At 62.5% G+C, this 20147-nt stretch carries 12 protein-coding genes; 2 read left to right on the top strand and 10 right to left on the bottom strand.

Features of this window, described 5'->3' with window-relative positions:
- Positions 1-54 precede the first annotated feature (54 nt).
- The 5 genes from AQZ59_RS07155 to AQZ59_RS09765 form a co-directional block, all read right to left on the bottom strand.
- A complete protein-coding gene (locus tag AQZ59_RS07155) occupies positions 55-3243 on the bottom strand; it encodes a type I restriction endonuclease subunit R, EcoR124 family (protein ID WP_062613988.1) in 3189 nt (1062 codons plus the stop codon).
- Positions 3240-3821: a restriction endonuclease subunit S gene (locus tag AQZ59_RS09200; RefSeq protein WP_152994733.1), complete on the bottom strand. Its 582-nt coding sequence runs from the start codon at positions 3819-3821 to the stop codon at positions 3240-3242. The genes AQZ59_RS07155 and AQZ59_RS09200 overlap by 4 nt, the downstream gene beginning before the upstream one ends.
- Positions 3822-6401, bottom strand: coding sequence for a type I restriction-modification system subunit M (locus tag AQZ59_RS07150; protein WP_062613987.1), 2580 nt, complete (start codon positions 6399-6401; stop codon positions 3822-3824).
- A 675-nt stretch (positions 6402-7076) separates the two neighbouring features.
- The gene (locus AQZ59_RS07145) at positions 7077-9965 is read right to left on the bottom strand and encodes a G5 domain-containing protein (RefSeq protein ID WP_236698691.1); all 2889 of its coding nucleotides are present in this window, start codon (positions 9963-9965) and stop codon (positions 7077-7079) included.
- Between the two features lie 53 nt (positions 9966-10018).
- Positions 10019-11560 (bottom strand): adhesin domain containing protein, encoded by a 1542-nt coding sequence (locus tag AQZ59_RS09765; protein ID WP_236698690.1) that lies wholly within the window; start codon positions 11558-11560, stop codon positions 10019-10021.
- A gap of 854 nt (positions 11561-12414) precedes the next feature.
- Here AQZ59_RS09765 and AQZ59_RS07135 point away from each other — a divergent pair.
- Positions 12415-12759, top strand: coding sequence for a DsrE family protein (locus tag AQZ59_RS07135; protein ID WP_062613985.1), 345 nt, complete (start codon positions 12415-12417; stop codon positions 12757-12759).
- Here the strand turns inward: AQZ59_RS07135 and AQZ59_RS07130 are convergent.
- The gene (locus tag AQZ59_RS07130; RefSeq protein WP_062613984.1) at positions 12756-13874 is read right to left on the bottom strand and encodes a class I SAM-dependent methyltransferase; all 1119 of its coding nucleotides are present in this window, start codon (positions 13872-13874) and stop codon (positions 12756-12758) included. The two genes, AQZ59_RS07135 and AQZ59_RS07130, sit on opposite strands and share 4 nt — an antisense overlap.
- Positions 13875-14051: 177 nt before the next feature.
- Positions 14052-15842 (bottom strand): BCCT family transporter, encoded by a 1791-nt coding sequence (locus AQZ59_RS07125; protein ID WP_062613983.1) that lies wholly within the window; start codon positions 15840-15842, stop codon positions 14052-14054.
- A 127-nt stretch (positions 15843-15969) separates the two neighbouring features.
- Here AQZ59_RS07125 and AQZ59_RS07120 point away from each other — a divergent pair, with 127 nt between their 5' ends.
- Complete coding sequence (locus AQZ59_RS07120) at positions 15970-17226, top strand: AI-2E family transporter (protein WP_070808060.1); 1257 nt, start codon at positions 15970-15972, stop codon at positions 17224-17226.
- Between the two features lie 10 nt (positions 17227-17236).
- Here AQZ59_RS07120 and AQZ59_RS07115 read toward each other — a convergent pair whose 3' ends face one another.
- From AQZ59_RS07115 to AQZ59_RS07105, 3 genes are all read right to left on the bottom strand, one after another.
- The gene (locus AQZ59_RS07115; protein WP_062613982.1) at positions 17237-18202 is read right to left on the bottom strand and encodes an ABC transporter substrate-binding protein; all 966 of its coding nucleotides are present in this window, start codon (positions 18200-18202) and stop codon (positions 17237-17239) included.
- A 77-nt stretch (positions 18203-18279) separates the two neighbouring features.
- Positions 18280-19107: an ABC transporter ATP-binding protein gene (locus AQZ59_RS07110; RefSeq protein WP_068539287.1), complete on the bottom strand. Its 828-nt coding sequence runs from the start codon at positions 19105-19107 to the stop codon at positions 18280-18282.
- Positions 19104-20102 carry a FecCD family ABC transporter permease gene (locus AQZ59_RS07105; RefSeq protein ID WP_062613981.1) on the bottom strand — a complete coding sequence of 333 codons (999 nt, stop codon included), beginning with the start codon at positions 20100-20102 and terminating at the stop codon, positions 19104-19106. The genes AQZ59_RS07110 and AQZ59_RS07105 overlap by 4 nt, the downstream gene beginning before the upstream one ends.
- Between the last annotated feature and the right edge of the window lie 45 nt (positions 20103-20147).

Here is a 20147-nt window from a genome sequence, read left to right as displayed (position 1 = left end):
TCGCCTCTTTCTTCAGTTGATCGTTTACGCTGATGAAGAAAGCAAAAGGTGTTGTTAACCCTCCATTCTTATCCGCTCCTCGAGGTCGAAGCCGCCTTCGAGGACGAAGTCCTTGAGAAGGGTCCGCACCCTCATCTTTGCCCCGAAGACGCTGGCGTAACTCGAGCCGTGCTCGCTGAGGAACTGGATAGCGCGGCTGGCATCGATCGTGGTGGCCAACTCGTCGAAGCGCCCGAACTCGTTGAGGTTGTTCTCGGTCAGCCTCAGGCGGAGAAGCTCTTCGAGGGCCGACCTGTCCACCCCGAAACCGTCGACCACCTGCGCCACCTGCGCGTTCTCGGTTCGCTTGGCGTAGGCGTTGATGCAGTCGCGCAGGGTCTGACCTTCCTCCACGACGGCACGCCCGTACTCGATGTCATGAATCAGGGTCTGTGCGTGGCGCTGGTCTTCCTGACTCAGTGCGGCAAACGAGCGATGGAGTTCGTTGGCGATCGCCCCTAGGTTCGGGTCACCGGAATTGAGCGCCCGGAGCCACTTGGTGAATCGAAGCTCCATGTAGTCCGCGTCGATGCGTTCCGTGTCGTTTTCGATGGTGTGGCCGGCCAGGTCGTAGGGCACGGAGGTGTCCGCGGATCCGCCCGCCGAGAAGAGCTCCTTATAGCGCTGGACCATAATGCGGTAGGTTCGCTCGTCGATGGCGACCGTGCGGGTGACCTGGCGCTCGTCGTCGTCGATGAACTCGTAGGTGGACGTGTCCCAGGTGAAGCCCTGGATCCGGGCGGCCTCAAGGGCCCGGTCAAACTCGATGAACATCTTGGCGAACATCTTGCGTTCTTCTTCGGTGTCGGGCAGGCGGCTGAGGTCGGCCACGCCGGCAACCTCGAAGAGGTTGCGGATGGCCGCCGCCTGCTCGTTCATGAGGTCGATGTTCTCGGGGAGTTTTTGGACGAAGATGTCGAGCGGCTTTTCTCCTGAATACAACTTTACCGCCGCCTCGATGTTGCGTTTCATCGTGTGCGGCTTGCGGTAGTAGCGTACGGTCCCGAACGGCTTGTCCGGCCCGAACACGCGGTTGGTGCGGCTGAAGGCTTGGATGATGCTCTCGAACAGGATGATCTTGTCAAGGTAGAGCGTGTTGACCCACTTCGAATCGAAGCCGGTGAGCATCTGATCAACCACGATGAGGAGGTCGATCCGCTCGTCCCGATCCCTATCGATCGTGACGTAGGGAGTCTTGTGCGCAAGGCGTGCCGCGATGTCCTTCTTCATCAGCGCCCACGTAGGGATCGTGAAGCTCTTGCGATAGCAGGAGTTGTAGTCCTCGATGATCTCCTCGAGCGCGTCGCCCTTGACGATCGCACCGTCAGAGTTATCCACACTCGAATCAAAGAGGGCGGTAACGTTCAGACGCGGTGCCTGATCCTTGAACTTGCGGTAGTAGGTGATCGCCTCAGGGATGGAGCTGGTGGCGAGGATCGCGTGGAACTTCCCGCCGTGGCTGAGGACCTGGAACTGGTCGAGGATGTCTGACACGACCATGTCCTTGTGTGCCGTGTCGTCTCCGTACTGGGCCTGGGTGAGGTGCCCTTCGATCGATTCTTGGGACCGGCCGAGCTCGTCCTGTGACGGCCCCATCGGCACCTCATTCATGTAGCGGTAGAAAACGTCCTTCTTGCGCGTGTCAGCCAGCGCTTCGTCAACGCTCGATGCCTTCGCCTTCTCCAGCGCCACCGCTTTGCGCACCTCCGCGTCCTTGAACGTGGTCACCTGGTAGACGTCGAAGCCGAGCACGTTGCCGTCGCGAATCCCGTCCGCAATGCTATACCTATGTAGCTCGGAGCCGAAGACCATCGACGTGGTCGTGTCCTTCTTCTTGTTCTCGGTAAGAATCGGTGTGCCAGTGAACCCAAAGTAGAGGGCGTTCGGGAACGTTTGCTTGATCGTCTGCAGCATCTCACCGAACGTCGAACGGTGTGCCTCGTCGACGACGAACACGATTCGCTTCCGGGCCAGCATTTCCACGTCGTGCTGCCGGAGCATGTCACCGTCGATCTTCAGTTTGCTCATTTTCTGGATCGAGGTCACGATGAGCTTCTCCGACGGGCTCGAGCTGAGGAGCTTCTCCCTGAGCTCGAGGGTACTTCTGGTCCCCTGGATGTCGGCAGCGTCATCAGCGAAAGCCCGATACTCCCTCAGGGACTGGGTGCCTAGTTCGATGCGGTCCATGAGGAAGACGACCTTGTCGGCGTCGCCAGAATCGGCGATGAGCTGGGCGGACTTGAAGCTCGTCATAGTCTTGCCTGAGCCGGTGGTGTGCCAGATGTAGCCGCCAAGGTGGCCGCTTTGGCCGGCGAGCGGCGGCGTCTTCCAGTCGTGGTTGCGCACGGCGTTTGAGATCGCGCTTGCCGCGTAATACTGGTAGCTTCGCATCACCTTGAGGGAACCGTCCGTGGCGTCAGCCACGGTGTAGAAGCCGATGAGCTGGTGTGCCATCGGGATGGAGAGCAGTTTTTCCGTGACGCGTTTCCACGGGTGCGGCGTGGTGTCGCCTCCCGCGCACATCGGCTCGTTGTTCACGTCCGCCCAATGGAAGAAGTAGGCGGGGTTAAACCTGTCCGGGCCGGCGTTCGCGAAGTATTTCAGCTCGGTGGGGGTCATCGCCACGAACACCTGGACGAGCTGGAAGATGCCCGTGAATACCCCTTCGTGGGAGTACTTTTCGATCTGATTCGTGGCCTGGCTAACTGCCACCCCGCTGCGCTTGAGCTCAATGTGGATGACCGGCATGCCATTGATCAGTAGGCACAGGTCTCCCCGGCGGTCGTTGCGAATGCGGTTGTGTGCGGGGTATCTGGGCTGCTGGGCGATCTGGTACCGGCTGTCACCCGCAGCGATTTCCTGCCGATCGTAGATCTTGAGGCTGATCTCCTTGCCAAAGTGTTCGGGATCATCCGGGTTGTCGCGCTTGATTGACACCGTCTTGCCGTTGATGAACGCGTTGAGCGCGTAGGGGGTGCGGAGTTCCTGGACCTTGTCGAGGATCTGGGCCATCTCGCTATCCGTGAGCGGCACGCCATTGAGCCGATCCCTGTGCTTATTGTTAGCAAACAGGATTTCGGCCCAGTTCCGGATGAGATCCTCTTCAGTCGGATTCTTCAGCACGCCGCCCGAATCGTTCCAGCCGTTCTGCTTCAGGACCTCGATGACGGCCTCTTCAAAGTCCGATTCACGTTCAAACGTCATGAGACTTCCTTTACTTGTAGCGGACGCAGGGTTGAAAGTCGGGTTTTGGAGTGCGAATGCTTACGCTGATGAAGGGAGATAAGACGGTCAAGGTTTCTAAGAATCACACCAATCGCATCTTGCTCCACTGATGCCCTAGGCAGCCGCACTCTAAATTCAGAGAAGATTGAAATCCAATGCCTTTCATGTGTCTCCGGCTTGTACCTCACCGCTTGCAAGGCATGTACAGCCAAATACGGGTTATCTCCCTGATTCTTCAGACTCAGAATCTTCATTGCTGAACTCTTGACTTTGAAGGGGAAGTCAACGAAATGTGCCGATGTCGTGAAGTCGTCAAAGATCACGACTGGATTGAAAACCGATGCGTCTCTTACCCCGGATTTTTCCCTTGTATAGCCGAGAATGAAGCTCTTACCTGCAGTAAGAACTGGTATTTCACCCTGTGAGTCGTACTCTGTACTAGAAACAATAAACGGTTGCGGTTGCTCATAGCCATAAACATCCGAGAGCTTTCGCTGTTCCCAAGGTTCCGTGAACCCCTTGAAACGGATCTGAGGGACACTCCTTTCTTCAGGCATTTATTCACCCCCGAGCAGGCGCTCGAGCTCGGCGATGGCTTCCATGTCGGCCGCCTCGCTACCCGTGAGATCGCCAAGCAACGCTGAGAGCTCACGCTCGGTGTCAGCGATCTCCTGGGAGACGTCCGCGAAGGTGGACTCGTACTTCTTCGCGAGCGCACGCACAGCCGCCACACATTCGGCAACCTTAGCCTCAGCCAGGCCGGCCAGACCATCCATGAGAGGCGAGCTCCACTTGTCATGGAGGAGCACCAGGCCCTCCTCCACGCTCAAGCCTTCCAACCGCTCCTTCGTGTCGTCCTCAAGCTTTCGCGATGCAGCCTTGACTTCCCTATCGAGCCCACTCTTCGACTCCAGCAACGCCTTCGCCTGCAGGGCGATCCTCTCCGCCGACTCCTCCGGGAAGTCCTCCGGCACCGCGCGCGGCTTCACGCCCGCAGCCTTGAGGTAATCGACTACACCCTTGCGCGCAAACGCAGACTTGGCCTCGTTGAATAGGTTGTCTGGAGCGTCCTCGGGTAGACTCTCAAACAAAGTAGTCAGCTCCTCCCCGGCCTCGGCAGCCCTGCGCTTCAAATCATCCAGCTCGCCCAGCTCGTCGCTCAGCAGCCTGCGCTGAATGAGTTCGAACGGCAAGATCCTGCCCACGAATCCCTCTTGGACCTCCACTTCCTTACCGTTCTTCTTCCGCACCACCATGTTCGGCGCCACGGCAGTGATCGCCGAGTCCCCCTCGGTCTGAATGATCTCAAGATCCTGGCTCATCTCATCCCATGCCTCGTCGAGAACCTGGAATGCATCGTAGTAGTCAATAAGCGGGATGCCATCCAGCGACTCCTCGAGCAACGCCGCGAACATCCCCTGCTCCGCGAGCGCGTTGACACCCATCCGCGCGTCAATGAGGCGCTTCTTGATGTGGGCTGGGAAGGAACCCACAGCCTGACCAAAGCTCGAACGGAAAGCGGCCACGGCGTCGTCGTTGGACACAACCTCCTCGACGTCGACATCCCAGGCCGCGATCGCGTCCCCGCTCACGTCAAACAGCTTCTCCCGCAGGCCCGGCCACGCCTCCCAGAACGGCGACAGCCTGCCCAACTCATCCTCCGGAATGCCGCCGAAAAGTAGGGCGTGCAGGTTCCATGGTTCCGCCGGCTCCGAGGAATCGACGTAGCGAGGGATGTTGAGGTTGTAGTCGTTGGCACGGATCTCCTCGAGTGAAACCAGGCGGCTGAACTTGTCCACCTCGCGGCATCCCGCCACCGTGTCCGTAATCCGCTGGATATCCGAAGCACGCAGCACGTTCTGCTTTCCAGCCTTGAGGAAGTTCTTCGAGGCGTCCACGATCAGGACACCGCGTTCCGTCCTCGCCTTGCGCAACACCATGATGATCGTGGGAATACCCGTGCCATAGAAAATGTTCGCCGGCAAGCCGATCACCGCCTGGACATGGCCGCGCTCCAGCAGGTTCTGGCGGATCTTGCCCTCCTCACCGCCACGGAAAAGCACGCCGTGCGGCAAAATGATCGTCATGATGCCGTCAGGCTTCAAGTGGAAAAGATCGTGGAGCAGGAACGCGTAATCCGCCTTCGACTTCGGGGCCACACCATAGTTCGCAAAGCGCGGGTCGAGCTCCTTGTCCTCCGGCTCCCACTGCTGAGAATACGGAGGATTCGACACCACCGCGTCCACAAACAGCGGGTTATAGGTTTCCTCCTTATTCTCCTCCGACTCAAACCACGGCCAGTCCGCATCCAACGTGTCACCATTACGGACCTCGATGTTGTCCGGCAGAATCCCGCGCATCACCAAGTTCATACGGGTGAGGTTGTACGTGTTCTGCTTCAGCTCCTGCGCAAAGAACTTGATGTTGTCCTTGCTCCCATTTCGGCGAGCCACGGCCGCGCCGATGTTGATGAGCAGTGAACCAGATCCGGAGGTCGGATCATAAATCTCGATGTTCTCGCGGTCCCGCAAGTGCCAGGCCACAATCTCACTCATCAGCAACGACACCTCGTGCGGCGTGTAGAATTCGCCCGCCTTCTTACCCGCGTTCGCCGCGAAATTCGAGATGAGGTACTCGTAGATGAAGCCCAGCACGTCATAGTCCTGCTTGCCCCCCATCGGGATGTCCTGGATGAGGTAGATGAGGTCACGCGCCGCCTTCGACTGGGCGCGGGCATCCGTACCCAACTTCGAAAGACCCGACTGAAGCGTGTCAAAAATGCCGTTGAAGACCTTCTTGCGAGCCGGGTCAATGTTGCGGCTAAACGCGGAGAGCGCGTCGCGAACGTTATCTATGCCGAAATCATTGCCCTTGGCCAGCCACGTGCCAAACAGGTTCTCGTAAGAAATGAAGTAGCCACACAGGTCTCGGGTGTACTCGACGATCTCGACGTCGTCCTCCGTCAGCGCCGTCAAGTCATCCAGCCCGTCCCGCCTCAGCCGCGCCACCTGCTCTTCAGACAGGAACTTGTAGAAAATGAAGCCAAGAATGTAGTCCTTATATTCATTCGCCTCGATCTTCGAGCGCATACGATTCGCAGACTTCCAAATCCTGGAAGCAAGCTCCTGCTTATTCATCACTCAACCCACATTCTACTTCGACTCCGGCACCAACGCCGACATGCTGCTTGCCATGTTACTGGAGGAGAAGCGGGCACCTGAGCAGGCCGGCCGGTCGCCGTCTGGGTGGGCTTGCCCGCACGCCGGCCGGTCGCCGTCGGCCCGGCCCCAGCCATAGACCCAATACACCACCAATTGAGAAGAGCCTAAAGCGTCCTGGGTGGAAGTCGCGGCCGACCAGATCAGGACACATATCTAATCTCTTCGAGCTACGAGTTGTCACCGGTGATGTGCCCTTGCCTCTACCCGATACTCCAGCTATGCACATCAGTCTAGCAGTCTGTTCTCAACTAACCGCGATGCCATTACGGTGCAGGGCCTGCCACATTTTCCACACTCCATAGCTGCAATCACGCGCGTCATGCATGCTCTTCGCGCGTTCAAATGAGTGCCATGTCCCGCACGGCTCTGACGCTCTGCCCGCGGCGCGAAGCCGGGCGTTGTCCAGGCTTATGTCCCCCTCACCAGGCGACGGCAACCCAGCCTTACGAGCAGCCTGAACCCACTGCAGGAGACAGCTTTGAACGCGCCACACAAATTCGTATACAAAAAGCGGCGAGGCCACGGGATCTCTCCCGTGGCCTCGCCGCTTTTGTGTTAGTCAGCGACTCAGCGCAGTGACTGTTCTACAGCTCAGCGCTTCGAGGGGCGCCTGCGCACTGCGAGCAGTCCCACGCCGCCGGTGATCAGCATAGCTGCTGCAACGAGTGCCGCTGCGACGCTGGCGCCGGTGTGCGGCAGAGACCAGCTACCAGCGCTGCTCGAGCCCGCCGGGTTGCTACCGTGCCCACCCGAGGTGCCAGGAGTCTGAACTCCATCACTCGGCTTGTCACCGGGCGTGGAAGGCTGGCTCGGCTCGTCGCCGGGCGTGGAAGGCTGGCTCGGCTCGTCGCCAGGCGTGCCGGGTTCAGTCGGGTTGCTGGGCTTGTCACCCGGATCCTCGGACGGGTCTTGCGTAGGCTCGTCTGACGGATCGTCGGTCGGGTCCGGGGTCGGCTCTTCGCTCGGGTCCTCGGATGGGTCCGGGGTCGGCTCTTCGCAGTTGCACTTGGCGCCTACGCGCAGCTTGCGCGGCTGCGGTTCGGTCACGACCTTCTCGGTGGTCTCCGGGTCACCGACCGGCTTGCCGTTTTCGAGCTTCCAGGTCTTGGTGATTTCCTTTTCGCCGAAAGCGCCAGGCTGGTCCTCAACGATCTTGCCGACTTCGAGGTTCGGGTCGTACTCGATGACCGTGTCGAACGGGATCTTCTCGGTGTGCTTATCGGTCAGCTCGGTCTGGTTCTTGGCCGGACCAACCTCGACGATGTGCTTAACCGGATCGCTGATCTTTTCGGAGGTGTCCTCCGTGGAGATCTTACCGTTTTCGGCGTTCACCTTGACGGTGTGCTTGACCTCGCCCTGCTTACCTTCCTGGACAACCTTGGTTTCACCAGGCTGCAGGTCAGGGTTGACGCGCACCTCGACGTCGAACGGAGTCTTCTCAGTCCACTCGATCTCGGTGGAGGCGGGCTTGCCCTTCGTGCCGACCTTGATGATCTGCTTGACCGGCTCGGTCACACGCTCGGTTTCGGTCTTGGAGTCCACAACCTTCGAGTTCTCGATGGTCAGGGTAGTGGTGACCTTGTCCTTACCAAGCTTGCCTTCCTGAACAGTTTCCTGCTTCCCGGCTTCCATCGTGTCGTCGAAGATGACCTCTGTCTCGAACGGCACGTCCTTGGTGTACTCACTGGTGTGAGTGCCTTCAGTGGTGGTCTTGGTGCCGACGCGGATGATCTGCTTGACCGGTTCCTTGGTGCGCTCAGTCGTCACTTCCGGGTCACCCGAGGGCTTGCCGTCCACGATCTTCTGAGTCGAAGTCACAACCTCGGTACCGAGTTCACCCTTCTGATCAACCTTCTGCTGACCTTCTTCCAGGGTGTTGTCAAAGACGATCTCGGTTTCGAACGGAACAGGCTTCTCGACCTTGGTCACCAGCTCGCTCGGAGCTAGGCCGGGGCCGTACTCAACGATCCGCTTGACAGGCTCCTTGGTGGTCTTCTCCTCGGCTACCTCAGCCTTATCGCCCTCGGCCGTGAACTTAGCGGTATAGGTCTTCTCGCCGTTCTCACCTTCCTGAACAACCCGGGTTTCACCAGGCTTCAGGTCCGGGTTCTCGCGAACCTCGGTCGGGTACGGGATCGGAACCGTCCACGTGACTTCCTTGGCGCTCTTAGCAGGCTTAGTGCCGACGATGACGACCTCGTTCACCGGCGCCTTGGTCTGCTCCCAGCTGCCGTCCTTGTTCTGCTTTTCTGAGCCCGGCTCGCCCTTGGTCTCAACCTTGTACTCGCCGGCAGGGATGGTGTCGTCGTACTTGTATTCGACCTTGAACGGAACTTCACGGGTAGGAACGTCAACAACGTTCACCACTGCGTAAGCGGTATCCGTGGAACCGTCTTCGTAGGAAACGGTGACGGGAATCTTGACCTGGTCGCCCGGCTTTGCATCCGCAGGTGCGGTTGCGGTTACCTGGCCGTTCTCGTCAATGCGGACATCCCAGCCGGCCGGAATCTCACCCAGCTTGTAGGGGTTTTCCTTTGCGACGTTGACGTTGTCTGGCTTTTCCAGAGCAACTGGTAGCGTCGCGGTCTCGCCCGGGTAGACCGTTTCTACAGGGTAGGTCGGCTCAGCTTCCCAGCTGTTGGTTAGCTTCACCACGGTGGTGACAGGCACCAACGGAGTTGAACCGTCTGGGGTTTCAACAGTGACGTTGATGGTCTTGCTGTCACCCGGCTTGGCATCTGCCGGAGGGGTAGAAGTGACGACACCGGTGTTCGGGTCGACCTTGTACTTCCAGCCGTCAACCTCCTGCTCGGTGATCGGTTGGTCGTTCTCATCCTTACCGAACGAGAACTTCGACCCCTTAGGGGCGTCTTGAACGTTGTGGTTCACAGCCTGGTTCGGGCCGGTGGTCTGCACGTCGTATGACGCATTGATATCGCCTTTCAGAACGACCACGGCGCCCTTGACCTCTTGCGGCTTGTCAGCGTTGTCGTAGTAGGCAAGAACCGGCACGTTCAGGATGTAACCCTCAGGAGCGGTGCGAGGAATGGTCGTGGTGATTTCACCGGTGTTCTCGTCAATCTTGACGGTCCAGGTGCCGCTGTCATCCGTGTGGGTGTACTCGGTCTTACCGTCCTTGAACGTGTAGCGCTTCGGCGCCTCATCGGTCGTGTTACCACTCAGGCCGCGCTCTGGAACCGTAGGCTTGAGAGTGACCTTGGCGCTCGGCTTATTGGTCACCGTGCCGTAGGTCGGGATCTTGATGTCAACGATCGCCTGGAACTGGGTCTCGATTTCGTCCGTGGTCTGGTCCGGGTAGGTTGCCTTCACCTTCGGGGTGATGATGGTGCCCGGCGCCACGGTGTCGTCGGCCTTCGCAGTGACCTTGCCGGTCTCATCGATAGTGACAGTCCAGCCTTCAGGAACGGTGGACTCATCGATCTCGAACTTAGCCGGGTGAACCGGCTTGTAGCCCTTCATGATGGATTTCGTGCCCACCTGGGCGGTCAGCTCGTCGCCAATCGTGCCCTTCGTCAGACCCGGGCGTACGAGGTCGGTGACCTGGGTGTTGTTCGGGTCAACAACGACGAGCAGTTCAAGCTTGTCAGTGGAGCCGTTGGAGTACTCCACTGTAATAACAGGGCGCGCGAAGGTGCCCGGACGCGGATTCTCCGGGGCGGTGACGGTGACGTTGTAGTCCTCGTCCATCTCCACGGTCCAGCCCTCGTAGACGTACCTCTCGTCGAGGGTGACCTTAGCTTCGAAGCCGCCGTCGCCCTTCTTCTTTGCCAGTTCTTAATCAGGTCAGCGGTCTGGGTGAAGGTGACCTTCTGCGGCTCGGTCGCAATCGGGCCGGTAGCGCTATCGACGCCGGAGATGATCGAAGCCTCGGTCTTGTCGTACTTCGGGGAGTGGTACTCCGTGTCATCCAGGGAGAAGGCCTTCGAGTCGATGACGTTCGCCTTGTTGTAGCGAGTCAGCGAATTAGAGCTGTCGAAGACTTTGCCTTCGCCATAGAGATTGTTGTTCTTGTCAGCAGCCTGGAGCTGGTCCACGGTACGTGGCTTAGCCAGAACGGAGAAGCTCACGTTCTTGTCAGTGGCCAAGTCGGTACCGCGATACTCAGGCCAGGTGAAGTAGATCTCGCCGGTCTTTTCGTCGATACGCAGGTTCTGCGTACCGCCGGACGCTGCCGGGTCGGTGGTGCCGATGAACTTACCGTTGCCGTCGTAGGCCTCCACGACCATGCGAGACATCGAATCGTCCGTGCCTTCGCCCTTGACAGCAGGAACGTTGATCTTACCGACCTTGGTTTCCACACCAGGGACGATAACGTGCTTCTCGAAAGACTCCCACGACACCGTGATCGGGTTACATTCGATGTTCTCGCTCGGCCACGGGTTTACGATAGCGCTGAATCCAGCACTGTTACCTTGCGAGGCATACGGTCCGGTCGGGTTCTCTTTCTTGTAGTTACTTTGCCAACCGTAACGCACAGGGTTATCGGCAGTGGCCGAGGCGAACTGTTTGATTTTCTCCTCGGTCAGCTCTGCATAGATATTAACGTTTCGTTGGCGGACGGACGCAGTAATCTCAATGTTCTCGTCAGCCTTGTGGGTGACGTTCTTGTCAAGGAAGGTCTGACCGACTTCCATGGAGGGCAGCTCGCCGGCATCCAGAACACCGCCAAGTAGACCCGAATTGGTGAAGCTCCAATCAGCGAATGTGCGGTCTTTCGAGTTATCAAAAGACACACTCACGCCCCATAGGGTTTTCGAGGGGCTCGTTGCGCTTGGCTCCAACGTCTTCCACGTGAAACCCGCCTGGCTGCCGTCCGGAGTGCTTTCAGAGACAACGCACGATCCAGCCGGGAGGTCGGAAGCCTTCTGGGCGTCCTTCTCCACCGCGCCGGACGTGTCTCGGATGCCGCCGGTGAAGGTTGACGCGGACGCCGGTGAGGCCGTCACGAGGCTGGATCCGGCAGATGCGCCCAGAGTTAAGGCGAGGGCTGTCAGTGCAGCACTCGGGGCACGCAAAAAGCGCCTTCCCGGTGTCGAAGCTTTAGATAAATCCATCCCTAAGTCCTTCCAATCTTCTATATGCCTTCTGCGGCAGCCGGAGGATGGGGCGGCGCGCAAGAACACTCTCCACCGCCGGCCTCGCAGGCTCAGGGTCGGCAGGTTTGTAAAGGAGTTAACAGCATTCGCATCTAGGATACTGCACTTTTCTTGCTTTCGACACTGCGCGGATTTCGCTTATCCGAGGCGGCCAACAATTGAACAGCAAGGCGTTGAGGGGTACTCCCCTACGGGCGTTTTGTTAGTGAGCATAAGATCACACAGCAATCGTCAAGGATTGGTTCTAGATGCTCTCACCTTGGGGAGGATGGCGATCTGTTTCCGTTGCTCACCGCGTAGTTGCGGGCCGCGGTGATCTCCTGGTCGTCCATGCCGTCGCCGACCAGAAGGATGCCGTTCTTCCCGCCGGTCTGGCTGACGGGGTCGCACACAAACGCCGTCTGGTCGCCACTGCTCTGGTCGACGTCGCAAGGGCGAACCACACCCAGTACAGGACGACGCCGGTCAGTACGATCCCGAGCACCGCGCCCAGCACCTTCATGACCGGGTTGCGAGCCGCCAGCAAGGCGAACGCGTGTTGATTCGCCACGGCACCACCTCGAAAGCTTTTGCGTCACGGCAGCCAGGCCGCTTGTGGGGTGGGTGAAGGCAAGGCGATCCCGCAGGCGGACAGGGCGGCTCGGGCGTCGTGAACACGAGGGCCGGGCAGGCGGACGCACGGGCACCCGCTAGAACCGATAGGGTAAGGCTTTATCTTGACGTGAAAATACTCCGCGGACATTGTAGTGTGAGCACCAGAAGAATAATCAGGTGACAACCGGCACACGCCGGGATTTTCGAAGGGGAAAAGAATGTCCGATTACAAGCTCGTCTTCCACATCAACGAGAACGACCGCTGGCCGTTCACCCTGCGCTCCGTACGCAACTTCATCCGCGCCGACGACCGCCACCGCGCAGTGGTGGTCGCCAACGGCGGGGCCGTCCGCTCCTTCTCCCAACTCGAAGCCGACCCCAACCGCATGGCCCGCATCCGCGGCCTCGAAGCCGAAGGCGTGTCCTTCGTGGTGTGCCAGATCGCGCTCGGCGAGCGGCAAGTCAAGGAAGAGCTCATCCCCGAATACGTCAAGGTGGTCCCCGCCGGCATCGTGGAGATCGCCAAGCTCCAGTCCGAGGGCTACGGGTACGTCAAGGTCTAAACCTGCGAACCGAACGGCACGTCTGCCCGCAGCACCGTGAACTTCGCGTTCCGGGCCAGCTGGCGCGTGCGGCCCACCCGCCGCTCCACCTCCGGGCGGTAGCGCAGATGGTTGTTGTGGACCATGTAGAGACGCCCGCCGGGGCGCAGGAGGCGCGCGGCCGCGTCGAGCAGGTCCTGGACGAGCGTGGCGTCCAGCGCCGTGCCCGCGTGGAAGGGCGGGTTGAGGAGCACGACGTCGGAGCTCCCGGTCGGCTCCTGCCCGGCGGCGTCGTCCCAGGTCACGCGGGCGCGGTCTCCGAACTCGGCGAGGGTGAGGCTGGCGGAGACGACGGCGTCGGCATCGGCATCCGTGGCGAGCACGGTGGCGTCGGGCAGGGTGGCAAGCACGATGCGGGCAACGGTTCCGTTGCCGCATCCGAGGTCGACGACGCTGCGGCCGGTATCGACCTCGCTCGGCGCCTCCCAGGAATCCCACGGGTTTGCGGCGAGCTTCGCCTTGCGGCGCTCGGCACGAAGCTCGGCCAGGGCGGTGTCGGCCAGTAGCTGGCCGCCGTGGTCGACCTCCGCGCCAGAGAACACCCCGCCCACGCCCACGATCGTCCCAGCCTCCGTTTCACGGGATGCCGGCTCGTAGCCCTGGCCCGTGCGGCCGGCGCCCACAAGGCAACGGAACTTGCCGCGGCCGCGGGAGGCGTGGACGTCAGTGAAATAGCGGGCGAGCGTGGCGTTGTGCCCGCGATCCATATGCTTGTTATTCGCCCCGAAGATAAGGGCGCCGGCGGGCACGGACCCGGCGAGATAGGCAACCTCCTCCAGCGACTTCGGGGTGTGGCCGAGCGCCACGTCAATCTTTTCCGTAAAGAACTCATCGAGACGCAGGGGACCGTCCGCGCCCGCGATCCGCACGCGATCGCGGGCGCCCAGCTCACGAGCCATCCGATCCGCCTCGCGCGCCTGCATCACCGTGCGCGAGGCCACCCACACCCGCTCGGCGGTATCAAGGGCGCTACGCAGGAGGGTGGCGGCGGGGTCGTCGAGGATCGCCACGGACGCGGCGCCCGGCGCTTCGGCCGCCGCCACGTCCAAGATCAGCTGGTCAAGGGTTGAGGTCATGTCACTTCCGCCTTCAGTCGGTTCCCGCACATCATACCCACTCCCGCTGGCCCGCCCTGCGGGCCACGTGGCGGGGCAGCAAACGCCCCGGCGTGGCTAATTGGTGAATCTGAGCCCGAAAGCCCCGTTTTCAGCAATGCCCCCAGACTCACCAGTTACTTACAGGATCAGCGCGGACTACTCAGTCTTGCTGTGCTCCCGGGGCCCGCGGCGGCTCATCGCGTGGCGCAGCGCTCGGTTGAGCCGCTTCTCCTCCTCGCGCTCGCGCCGGTGGCGGCGTTCGATCGCGAGCTGGCGCTGGAAGGCCTCCTGGGAGCGCTGGTCGAGGTAGACGACATCGTTGCGCAGGTCCTTGACCAGGGCAAACATGAGCGCCACCACCACGAAGAGGAACGGGGTGGCCGCCACGATGGTCACCGATTGGATGTTGCCGAGGGCACTGTCGCCGCCGGACACGAGCAGGGTGAGCCCGATGGCCGCGGTCAGTAGACCCCACAGGCCGGACAACCACGGGGTAGGCGTGGACTTCCCGCCCTGGGAGATGGAGGCCATGACCGTGGAGGCGGAGTCGGCGGAGGTGATGAAGAAGGTGGCGAGCAACAACACCGCAACCAACCCAAGCACGAACCCACCCGGTAGCGAGTGCAACAGGTTGAACAGCTGCGACTCCACGTTGCCATCGCCGTAGATCGACTCGCCGGCGAGCTCCATCGAGATCGCGGACCCACCGAAGATCGCGAACCACACCGTGGACAGGCCGGCAGGGATGAACATAACACCCATGCAAAACTCGCGCACCGTGCGCCCGCGCGAGATCCGCGCAATAAACATGCCTACGAACGGCGACCACGAGATCCACCAGGCCCAGTAGAAGATCGTCCACCCGGACAGCCAATCTCCGGCAGTGCCGTTAGCGGATTCGGCGGTGCGGCCGGCCATCTCGAAGAAGCGCGACAGGTAGGCGCCCACCGAGCCGGGCAAAAGGTTGAGCTGGGCGATCGTGGGGCCAAGGATGAAGACGGCGACCGCGAGGATCGAGGCGAAGACCATGTTCGCGTTCGACAGGTAGCGGATGCCACGCCCAACGCCAGACATTGCGGAGAGCAGGAAGGCCAGGGTCAGCACGGACACGATCGCCACGATCAGCCCGGTCCCCGGATTCTCCACGATACCGGCCGCGGTCAGGCCCGCCCGGATCTGCAGGGCGCCCAGCCCGAGCGAGCAGGCGGTGCCGAACACAGTGGCAAAGACGGACAGGGAGTCGATGGCCTTACCCAGCGCGCCGTTCGCGTGCTTCTCCCCGATCAGCGGAGTGAAGGCGGCGGAGATCAGCTGCTTGCGCCCGATCCGGTAGGTCGAGTAGGCGATCGCGAGGCCCACGATCGCGTACATGGCCCACGGGTGCAGGGTCCAGTGGAACATCGCGGTGGCCATCGCGGTGCCCACTTCGTTGGGCTCGTGGCCGGGCACGCCGTCGCGGTAGAAAGCGAGCGGCTCGGAGGCGCCGTAGAACATGAGGCCGATCCCCATGCCGGCGGCGAACATCATCGCCACCCACGACGTGTTGGAGAATTCCGGTTGCTCGTTCGCGGCGCCAAGCCGGATCGAGCCGAATTTCGAGGCGGCGATCACGACGACGAATACCACGAACACCGTGGAGAACAAGACGAACGCCCACCCCAGGTTCTCAAGTACCCAGCTGAACATGGCCGAGGCAGCGTTTTCGAAGTTGTCCGGGGCGCCGAGTCCCCAGGCGACCACCGCGATCACCAGTGCCATCGCGGGGATGACCACGGGCCAGCTGATGGAGCCGTCGGCGGTTTCGGAGGCAAGTTCGACTGGTTTTTCTTGAATGTCTGCCGCGTTGATTTCCTTTTCCACTGACAGGAGCGCGGCGAGCTCCGAGGTGGCTGATGAGTTAGCGTCGAGCGGTTCGCTCCAGTTTACGTCCTGATTCTTTTCTTCCATACCTCCATTCTTTGAATAAATTCCGCATATATTCCAGTATTGGGCGCAGACTATGCGATTTCTCTCCCGCCAGGCGGGGCGGCGGGACGGGTCGTGCCCACCGGCACAAGCGAGTAGGCTCGAAGGCATGATGAATTGGAATTGTGGGCGCAAAAAGGCGTCAACCGAGAAGGCGCAGGTGGCTACGGATGAGGCACAGGTGGCCGCGATCGCCGCGGGGAAATCCACTGGCACGTGGGGTGGCATGGTGGCGCCCCCGGCGGCGATGAACTCGGCGCTGGGCGTGCCGCACTGGCTGGCCAAGTATGGGCTCGCCTCCTGGATGCTGATCGGCCTGGGGATCGTGATCGTGGCGATCGCGTGGATCTTGGGCGCGGTCACCGAGGTGTTCCTGGGCGTCTTCCTGTCCTTCGTGCTCACCGCCGTGCTCTACCCGATCGTATCGTGGCTGTCGAAGTACATGCCCCGCACGGCTGCCACCGCGCTCGCCATGCTGTTTGGCTTCATTGTGTTCGGCGGGATGGTCAGCTACGTAGTCTACTCGGTGGCCAACGAATGGGACTCGCTGGCCAATCAGTTTCAGGACGGCGTGAACTCCATCCTCGACTTCTTCACCCGCGACAACCTGCCTTGGCACCTGTCCCGCCAGGACCTGTCCGAGGCGATCTCGAACGCCGTGTCCACGGGCACGGATTGGATCCAGTCCAACGCGGGCGCCATCGCGCAGACCGTGCTGGCCAACGCCTCGAACTTCGCCGTCGTCATGACGATCCTGGCTCTGTCGCTGTTCGTCACCTTCTTTTTCCTTGCCCAGGGCCCTCAGATGTGGCTGTGGTTCTTGAACCTGCTCCCGGCGCGCAACCGCTACCGCAGCCACCTGGGCGCGACGGCCGGCTGGGTGGCCTTCTCCGGGTACGCCCGCGGCACCGTCATCATTTCGATCATCAACGGGATCCTGGCCTTCATCTTCTTGTCAATCGTGGGCGTGCCGCTGTCAGCCCCGCTCGCCGTCCTGGTGTTGATCGGCACGTTCATTCCGCTGGTCGGCGCACCGGCGGCGATGGTGGTGGCGATGATCGTAGCGCTGGCGTCGGGCGGCCTGGTCAAGTTCATCGTCGTGGGCGTGGGCATCGCGGGCATTGGCCAGATCGAAGGGCACCTCCTCCAGCCGCTTATCATGGGCCGCCAGGTGGCGCTTCACCCGATCGTGGTGGCGATCGGCGTGGCGGCAGGTGGCTTCGCCGGCGGCCTGGTGGGCGCGGTGATTGCGATCCCGCTCATGGCGATCGCCTGGTCGGTCTACCGCACGCTCCGCCAGGGCGACGAGGAGATGACCGAGCTTCCCGACATCCCGCAGGAGAAGGTGCTCCCTGAAGAGGACTAACCCCTCACCTTTACTTTTGCACCTCGGTAGCGATCGTGGCGTAGCCCTTGTCCATCTGCAGGCCGGCCGTGGAGGAGGCCTCGTTCATCGGCAGTAGCACCACGCGCCCGTCCCTGATCGCGGGCACGTCGGCCAGCGCCGGGTTGCCCAGCAGATCCTCGAAGGGCTCAAGTCCGGCGCCCATGAAATCCTCCACGAACAAGATGTCGGGGCTGGCCTTGAGCAGGGTTTCGGCGTCGATCGGCATGGTACGAGTGATGCCGGCGGCCGCGCCGGCGTCGGTGGCGCCCGCGCGGATCGCCAGGCCGGGCACCACGTTGTTCACGCCCATCGCCATGACCTTGCCCCCGCGCGCGATGAGCTCGAGCACCGCCGGGCTCTTCTTGCTCTCAACCTGCGCCACCTCGGCGTCGATCTGCGCGATCCGCCCCAGGAAATCGTTCGTCAGCCCCGCGGCCGTGACCGGCATCGCCAGTTTCTCGCCCATCTTCTCCACCGCCGCCGCGTACAGCTCCGGGGTGTCGAACTCGTGGCCGTCGAAGTCGAGCACCTCCACGCCGGCTGCGCGCAGCTGCTCGGCCACCCCGCTCTCCGACTCGAAGCGCGCCGTCATCACCACCAGGTCCGGGTTGTAGGACAGGATCTGTTCGGCGTCGGGGTTGATGCCCGTCTCGAGCCGCTCGGTCACCTGCCGCGCGAGCTCCGGGTTCTGCCCCATCGGCGACGCCGCCGACGCCGAAATCACCGCCACGTTCTCCGGCCCAGCGAGCATGAGGGCCATGTCGCTGGTCTCGGGGCTGGTGGCCACGATGCGCGTGTAGGCGCTGGTCTCCGTCACGGTGTCCGTAGGCTCATCGGTTTGGGTTGTGGTCTCGGCACTTCCCGACGCCGACGGCCCGGCCTCCCCCGAACTCGCCGGCGCGTGGGAGCACGCTGCGAGGGCCAGGACGGCTGCGGCTGCAAGGAGTTTCTTCATGATGTTGACCTTTCGTGAGTCGAAAATTGATAGGAGGGCATGTGATCAGGGGCTTCGCGGAGACTGCGTGAGCGGTGCTAGAGCGGGGTGACGACGAGCGTGCCGGTGACCGGGGAGGGCCGGACGTCCACGGGCGTGCCGTAGATCTCCTTGATCGCCTCGGGAGTGAGCACCTCGCCTGGCGTGCCGCGGGCCCGCACCCGCGCCCCTCCCAGCCGGGGCTGGAGGAGGACTAGCTCGTCACAGAACCGGGCGGCGAGCGTGAGATCGTGCAGGACGGCGATCACGGTCCGACGCCGGTCGGCCGCCACCCAGGGCCGTAGCACCTTGAGCACGGCCACGGCGTGGGACAGGTCGAGCGCGGAGACCGGCTCATCCAGCAAGAGCAGGGGCGCGTCCTGTGCGAGAGCGCGGGCCAGGCCGGTGAGCTGGCGTTCACCTCCCGAGGTCTGCCGGGTGGGGCGCTCGGCCCAGGCCAGCGCGCCGGTGGCGGCAAGGGCGGACGCGACACGGGCGTCGTCGTCGGCGGAAAGCGAACCGAAGCGCGGGAGGGCGGCATACCGGCCCATCTCCACCACCTCGCGGCCGGTGAAGGCCGAGCCGCGCAGGGATTCCTGGGCGAGGTAGGCCACGAGCTCGGCCCGCCGGCGCGCAGAGAGTCGGGCAAGGCTCTCCCCGCCGACCTCCACCACACCCTCAGCCGGCACCAGCCCCAGGATGGCCTTGACCAGCGTGGACTTGCCCGCGCCGTTCGGACCGATGAGACCCACGATCCGGCCGGCGCCGAGCTCGAGGTGGGCGATGTCCAGCACGGGCCGGTCGCCGTAGCCGGCCCGAAGGCCGCGCAGGCTGACCGCGGCCGCCGCGCGCCCAGCAACCGGCTGCCCGGCGCTCGCCCCGCTCATCGGTGCCCCTCCCTCAGCACGAGGAAGAGCAGCATCGGCGCGCCCACCAGTGCCGTCACCACCCCGGTCTGCAGCACCACGGGGGTGAAGATCATGCGGGCTACGGTGTCGGCGACGATGAGGAACACCGCGCCGAAGATGAAGGACGCGGGGATGAGCATCCGGTAGTTCTCCCCGCGCGCCAGACGAATGAGGTGGGGCACCACCAGCCCGACGAACGAGATCACGCCCGTGGTAGCCACGGCACCGGCGGTGGCGAGCGCCGCGAAGGCCAGCACCGTGTGCGACACCCGCCGCACCGCCACCCCCGAGCTCTGGGCCGTCGAGGCGCCGAGGGAGAGCATGTTGAGCTCGCGGGCGTGTAGGCCCACGCCGATCGCGCCGATCACCACGGGCGCCACTACCAGCGCGACGTCGGACATCGTGCGCCCGGCGAGGTCGCCGTTCAGCCAGAAGATGGCCGAGCGGGCGTTTTCGGCGTCGGGGGCGTTGGCGATCGTGGCGGCGATGATAGCGCCGAGGAAGGAGTTGAGAGCCACGCCCACCAGCAGGATCGTGGCCGTGGACGCCCGCGGGCCGCGCGCCCCCACCAGCTGCACGAGCCCAGTGGCGGCCAACGCCCCGGCGAACGCGCCGAGCGGCAGCAGGGCCGGATGCGCGAGCGAGGCCCCGGACACGATGACGACCACCGCGACCGCGGCCGCTCCCGTCCCCACCCCGGTGATCCCCGGCTCGGCGAGCGGGTTGCGGAACACGGCCTGCATGGCAGCCCCGGCCACCGCGAGCGCCCCGCCCACGAGCGCGGCCATGAGCACGCGTGGGAGGCGGATGTGGGTGATGAGGGCGTCGGAGGCGGGGGCATCAGCGCCGGTGATGGCACGGGAGAGGGCGGCGGCGACGTCGGCTGGCGGGGTGAGGATCGGGCCGATGGCAACGGCGAGGAGCATAGCGACACCGAGGGCCACGCACCCGATGAGGAGCCCGCGCTTGCTCATGGCAACCTCCTCGCACTCTCGTTGCCATCTGAACCGTTTCAGCCT

Source organism: Trueperella bernardiae (genome assembly GCF_001469025.1).
Lineage (GTDB): Bacteria > Actinomycetota > Actinomycetes > Actinomycetales > Actinomycetaceae > Trueperella > Trueperella bernardiae.
Note: the sequence above shows the minus strand (reverse complement) of the source record. Positions and strands in the feature narration are given on the sequence as shown.